General features: G+C 43.9%; 2 protein-coding genes (1 of these 2 only partly in view). Both read right to left on the bottom strand.

Features of this window, described 5'->3' with window-relative positions:
• Positions 1-3,107 carry the 5' portion of a SusC/RagA family TonB-linked outer membrane protein gene (locus ZOBGAL_RS04370; protein WP_013992297.1) on the bottom strand. The gene continues 64 nt to the left of window position 1, outside the view, so the window shows 3,107 of its 3,171 coding nt (coding positions 1-3,107); its start codon is at positions 3,105-3,107; its stop codon lies beyond the left edge, outside the window.
• Between the two features lie 559 nt (positions 3,108-3,666).
• Positions 3,667-6,867 (bottom strand): PVC-type heme-binding CxxCH protein, encoded by a 3,201-nt coding sequence (locus ZOBGAL_RS04365; protein ID WP_052725472.1) that lies wholly within the window; start codon positions 6,865-6,867, stop codon positions 3,667-3,669.
• Between the last annotated feature and the right edge of the window lie 241 nt (positions 6,868-7,108).

The raw sequence follows: 7,108 nt of genomic DNA, 5'->3' as shown, positions 1-7,108 counted from the left end.
CCTTGATCGAACGTACCGCCGCCATTTGAGCTCTCTGGATCGTATCCCGGAAACTTTGAGGCGACAAAAAAGTTCTGTACGGAAGTGTACAATCTCAAACGGCTTAGGTGCAAACGCTTGGTCAGTTCAGGTTTAAAGACATAGGAGAGCATCACGTTTCGCCCCCTTAAAAAGGAAGCGTCCTTTAGCTTCCCGGAATCGTTGTTGGTGTCATACCCGGCTGCTATGGGTCTTATTTGTGCGATATCGGTATCTTGATTATCGGGAGTCCAAGCATTTAAAACCGTAGAAAAACTATTGGCAATGGTTTGACGGTCTTCCGCAGAGTGTTCGTCGCGGTACATAAGGCTGTTGCCATATTGAAATTGAAGGTCTACCAATAGTTCTAGGTTTCCATATCTGAAGGTGTTGGAAAAAGTTCCGAAACCATCAGGGATACCTTTTCCTATGATGGCCCTGTCATCACTGTTAATGGCGCCATCGTCATTAAGGTCTTTGTATTTGATGTCTCCTGGAAGTCTATCATAGATAGCTGCTTCGGCAGCCTCATCGGTGTTCCAAGTACCTTCGTCAATATATCCGAAGAAAGTGCCTACGGGCTCTCCTTCACGAATTAGTGTAGATCCCAAAAAGATATCGGATCCGCCAGAAAGTGCCACTACTTTGTTTTTGTTGATGGAAATATTGAAATTTGAATTCCAACCGAAAAGCTCGTTGTCAACATTGATAGTGTTTAGGTTGATTTCAACACCCTTGTTCTCCATGCTTCCCACATTTCGAAAAACGTTTGAGAAACCACTGGTGGAAGGTACAGGGGCGTTAAGAAGCATATCGGTGGTAAGCTTACGGTACACATCCAATTCTATGGAAATACGGTTGTTCAAAAGGCCTAATTCAAGTCCGGCATCTACTTGTTCCGTTTTCTCCCATCGTAAGTCGGGGTTGGCCATACGCTGTGGAATGTTATAGGAAGCCCGGTCTCCCGCAAAGATGACAGAACCGCTTTCCAGTCCGGCCAAGGCCCTATATGCTGGAATTTCTGAATTTCCCGTGGCCCCGTAACTAGCTCTTATTTTTAAGTTTGAAATGGTTTCACTTTGTGATAAAAAATCTTCGTTGGAAACCCTCCAGGCCAAAGCGGCCGATGGGAAGAAAGCAAATTGATTTTCAGGACCGAATTTTGAAGAACCGTCGGCCCTTCCTGTTAAGGTCAGTAAATATTTGTTTTGATGGTTGTAGTTTACACGGCCAAAGTAAGAGTTTAGTCCGTAGGCAATACTACTTGAGGTAGGTGTCTGGGGGTTGGAACCTGCTGCCAGATTGTTAAAGCCATAAAAATCATCGGCGAATCCTCTAGTCTCTGCCTTTGACTTGAATTCATCTATATGCTGCCAAGACAGTCCCACCATGGCGGTCAATGAATTTTCGTTTTCAAAATCTTTATTATACGTCAGGTAATTTTCAAATTGCCATGAATTGTAACGACCGTTTTCGACATAGGCGTTACCATCAGGTTGGGCGATATATCTTAGGTCCTTACTTCCATAGTAATCATTTCTTTGATTTATTATGTTGGCACCGACCGTTGTTCGTAGTTGTAAGTTTTTATGGAAGGAAATATTGCTATAAAAATTACCAATAACCGATTGTGTTTTTAGAAAGTACCTTCTGTCGTTTGCAACGGCAACAGGGCTTCCGCCGCCTTCCATACCGGGATAGTCTAAATTGGAACCCCAGCTTCCATCTTCATATTTTACGGGAATTATGGGTAAGGCCTCAAACACCTGTCTCATCGTGGTGATCCCTCCGCCCCCAAGTTGATCCACTTGTTTCTCGTTTTGGTCGTTATATCCTAAACTACCACCGACCCTGAGCCAATCGGTAATGTCGGAATCCATGGTAAATCGGGCTGAATAGCGTTTTAACCAAGATTCTATAATAAGGCCTTGCTCATCTCGAAATCCCATAAAAAGTCCATAGTTCCCCTGTTTGGTACCCCCTGTAAAAGAGAGTTGGTGGTTTTGGGTAAATGAGGTTCTTATGGCTTCATCTTGCCAGTCGGTATCATATAATGGGTTGCCTTCCGTATCAAAAAGTCTAGGGTCCGTTCTTTTAAGTCTAGGGTCTGTGTACCTACCTCCGGCCCATCCGTCGGGGTCGAATTTTTCAGCGTTTGCATAGGCGGTTTCCTCGACTTGAAGAAACTCTTCCGAGTTGAGTAAATCAAGTTTCTTGGGTAATGTCCCTATACTGAAATCTACATCGTAGTTAAGACGGCCACCGCCACCGGTCGTACCTCTTTTGGTACTTACCAAGATAACGCCATTTGCTCCTCTAGCCCCGTAAATAGCCGTTGCGGAAGCATCTTTTAAAACTTCAATGGATTCAATGTCATTTGGGTTCATATAATCAATGGGCGTACTGCCGTTGGGCAAGTTTGCGGCACTAAGAATAACGCCATCAATTACGTACAAGGGAGTATTGGCAATACTTACCGAGGTGTTACCGCGAATTCGTACCACTGTTCTTCCTCCTGGTCTACCAGATCCCGAGGTTACATTGACTCCGGAAATCTTACCTGCTATGGCCTGATTCATTGAGGCGGCGGGCCTTTCTGCCAATTCTTCGGCTTTTACGGAGCCGACGGCACCAGTGAGGTCGCTTTTCTTTTGGGTACCGTACCCGATTAAAACAACCTCGTCCAAGGCAGCTGCATTTTCGTCAAGGGTAACCACTATGTTACTCTGTCCGCTAACGGGAATTTCTTTTGCCGAATAGCCGATATAGGAAATGACAAGTACCGCATCGCTGCTACTTACTTCGATGGAAAAATTACCGTCAAAATCGGTTGTGACACCATTTGTGGTACCTTTTTCTATAATACTCGCACCAGGTAAAGGTTGGTTGCCTTGGTCGCTTACCGTACCGGTAATTACGTTGTCTTGCTCATCCGATGATGGATAAGGAATTGCGTCTTTTCTCTCTGTATACCCGTCGGTCACGTCGACAGATATACTCGCTCCAAAAGAAGATTGGAGACATACAATTTGAATACCTAATAAGAAACAAAGCTGTTTGATCTTAAAAGATGATAACATTGAAGTCATAGTCTAAAAGTTTAAGTTGTTGAATTAGTTAGAGGAATTAATTCAAATGTAGCGGTATGAGTGAAGCGAGTATACCTGTTAAATTGCAAATTATGGTATTTTTTTGCCATAAATTGATAATTCTGTATTTTGTGATATATTTTTTAACGAAATACATATTTGTTACAAAAACAGTTATCGATTTGACCCTATTGTCGTTTTATTTGATAATTATTTTTTATTGATAGGCTTTTTTTTTAAACCTCAATAATTTTCGGTGTCTGTAAAGCCTTATAAATTAGATATAAATGGCGGTAGGGGTGTTGTTTTTTGAAAAATCGATTTCTTGTTAGTCTCTGATAAATTTCTCTATATTTAACGGAAGAGATGTGAAATTTTTGTTTCTATGGAGATGGAAAATCAAATTTAGGCAATGATAAAATAGTAGGAATTTAAGTCCATTTTAACATTAGGGAGGGGGTGTTTTCAGCTAAGAACCGAACCCTTTTTCACGGGAACATAAAAAAAGGAGACATTCGTTTGAATGCCTCCTTTTAAAGATAAGTGTGGTTTGGTTCGATTACTCCATCGGGTGTTCTTGTAATAGTTCTTCGGGCGAGTAGAAGCCTTCTTTATCTTTGATTTTTTCACGGACTTCCCTAACTTTTTCAGGGGAGATGGTCGAGGCTTTGTTGCCGAAGGTATTTCTAACATAGGTGAGTACGGCGGCAGTTTCTTCTTCGTCCAACAATTTCCCGAAAGGGGTCATAGGTACTTGGCCGGGATATTTTTTGCCCTTGACTTCTATGGGGCCCATGATTCCGTTGGTGGTTAGTTTTATCAATCGCTCTTCGCTACCGGTAACCCATTTTGAACCGGCCAATGGAGGGAATCCGGAAGCGGAAAGGCCTTGGCCATCGGATTGGTGACAAGTGGCACAGTAACCATCCCGCTCGTAAATTTCTTGTCCCGCCATTAAAAGTTCTAGGTCTTTTCCTTTGAGGTCGGTTTCGATTACGTCTTTGGGCTTTTCGCCGGCCCTATGTCCGTTCAAATGGGCAAGTGCTGCCTCGTAGGGTCGTTCCATCCATTTGTCGAGTCCCTTTTTGCCCGCTTCGGTGATAATGGGTATGCCTACATCTTTGCCCAGTCTTGATGCTGCCACTAAGGCTTCCAGTCGAACCCTTGGGTTATCGTCTTTTGCGGCTTGCATCAATAGTTCGGCCTGATCGTCGATTTGGTGCCCGGCATATCTAAGTACTCCAACCGCCGCGGCGCGCGCCCTAAAGTCTTTTGCTTTCAAGAGTTGGGTCAATAGGTCCCTGTCTATTTGGTTCAGTCCCCAAGTAACCCACAAACCTTCCAAAAGGTTATGCTCATAATTGGCATCGTTCTTATCTAGATTGGCGACCCATGTCTTTAATTTGCCCAAAACTTCATTTGCGTCACGTGCACGTAATTCTCTTTTTGTACGGTAACGGGTTCTGTATTCAGGAAGTTTTAAGTTCTCCAATAATTCTTCAATACTGGCGTCGGCAACTTTAGCTGGCTGAAGCAAGGGCCTGGAAGGATAGGTGACCCTATAAATTCTTCCATGAACATGATCTCTTAACGGGTCACGCGCATTGTGTTGCATATGTCCTATCAAGACATTGCTCCAGTCTAAAAAGTACAGCGAACCATCGGGGGCAAATTCGAGATCTACCGGTCTAAAGTTTTTATCATCGGAGAAAATAAGGTCTTGTCGGTGCTTACTGATATAACCTGCAGTTTTTGGGTCATCTACCATTTTATGTTGTTTGGTTCCCCTAAATCCAATCGTGTTGTTGATCAACATATCGCCCTGAACGTTATCGGGGAAATGACGGCTGGAAACAAATTCCAATCCAGAGGTAGGACGTACCAAGTGGTCTTTTTCGATAAGGTTTTCCGGGATTGGAGAACTCACTCCGTATCGAGGAACAATCGTTCCGGGCATCATCCATGTTGCGGAAGGTCCGGAGGTGTGCTCGAAGAAGGGCTGTCCCCAGTTGTCAAAAGCAATCCCCCAAGGATTCGGGATGGCCAATTGGGCGGTGCGTTCAAGATGGTGACGTTGTGGACTGTATCGGTAAAAACCACCGTTGGTTCCGCGTACCGTACCATAGGCCGTTTCTACATTGGTGTGAAGAAACGTGCCTTCACCCATATAGATAGCCCCTGAAGGGTCTGTTGTAAAGGCGCTAATGGCATGGTGGGTATCGTGATCATCGAATCCGCTTAATATAATCTCCTTTTTGTCGGCCTTGTCGTCCCCATCCGTATCTTTCAATAGAATCAAGTTGTTTCCTTGCGACATGTATACGCCTTCTGGGGCAAATTCAAATCCGATAGTAAGGTGTAGGCCGTCGGCAAAAACGGTTTGCTTGTCGGCCTTGTAATCACCATCGGTATCTTCAAAAATCAAAAGTTTGTCATTCGGTTTGCTGTCCCCTGCTTTGTAGTGGGGGTAACTTGGCATGACCGCTACCCATAAACGTCCTTTGTTATCAAATGACATTTGAACGGGGTTCGCTAAATCGGGAAATTGCTCTTCGGAAGCAAACAGTTCTACTTTGTAACCGGGGGCAGTTTTGATTTGTGCCAAGGCCTCTTCGCCATAAAGGTATTCCGGGGTGCCGTTTTTCTCACTTTCCTTATAGTTGGTCTTTACGGGAGGGAGCTTTTTTGTTTTGGCATCAGCGGCCGCCAAATCCATTTTTTTGCCGTTTGCGGCTTCCCAAATGGCCGTATCCCTGATGGCGGTCATTTCGCGAATCTTTGCAATTTCGAACGGATAGTTCTCCGGACCATAAGGATTGTATCTTCTTCCATATACATGAACACTATTGGGGATCTTAAAGTCGTTGAGCCAGAACCAGTTCTTTTCTATAACGGCATCATGTACGAGTTGGCGATTGGTTTCATCGGCCTGTTTCTCCCCGAAAATGGCATCGGCCAAAAGTTTTCCGAATTTTTTGTAACCCGTGTCGGTTAATTGAAATCCGTCTTGGGTAAGGTCTTCATCTTCGGTTTCGTACCATTCTTTTGTCACCTCAAAGGCATCGACGAAAAGAATGCCCTCTTCTGCGGCCACCTCTTTCATGGTTTGGGTGTACAGGGCCAAATTTTTGTTTTCTTGGGTGCCGTCGGGCAAATCCATCTTATCCGATAGGTTTTCAAAAGCAATGGGAGAAACTAAGGCCATTTGAGGTGGGGCGACACCGTTGTACTTTGTGCTTAGGGTATGTTTGATAAAGGCACGGAGTTCTTCGCGGTAGTTGTCAAGACCTTCTTGGCCTTCAAAAGACTCTAGGTAGCCGAAAAAGGCGATTATAATATCGGGTTTTAGGCTGGTAATCCATTCATCAGGGGTGGGGAAGTGGCCAACGCTGCCCGATTGGTGGCCTCCATCATCTTCGATAAAGTGTATTCTGCTGCCCGGATCGTGCTCGAATTTGTCGGCGCCGGGAAAAGCCCATGGCGATTTTCTTGCGGCATGTGGCCTGAAAGCAGGGGTGTTCCCTCCATCACACATGTTTCTAATGAAGAGTGAATCGTTGGGGTGCCTTAGGTTCATTTCGGTTTCAAAATGTCCGAATTCCATCATTCTCGAACCAAGATTGCTTCCTACTAAAACAATACGAGAGTTTTTATCAAGCGTTAAGGTGTTGCTCTTTTTTTCGCTACAGGCGAAAAGAAATGTGGCCATCACGAAAACCGTGGCGGTCATCTTTAGAGCTGTTCTTCTAATGAATTTCATAGTATGTAGAATAAATTGTTGGTGTCGAAAAAATCGACGTTTTGGCTTGGTGCGGTTGGTGGTTTTGTCGAAAAATAAAGCTTCGTTCGGTATTTAATTATTAAATGTGTATTTTACACTTGTAAATATCGTAATTTGGATACATATAAAGTGTTTTATTTTTAAAAAATGTGCGATAAAATTAGGTGGTTGGTACGTGAGTAGACAAAGCTATAATAGATTTTGAATTAAATTATCCTGT

It is taken from the genome of Zobellia galactanivorans (assembly GCF_000973105.1).
Taxonomy (GTDB): domain Bacteria; phylum Bacteroidota; class Bacteroidia; order Flavobacteriales; family Flavobacteriaceae; genus Zobellia; species Zobellia galactanivorans.
Note: the sequence above shows the minus strand (reverse complement) of the source record. Positions and strands in the feature narration are given on the sequence as shown.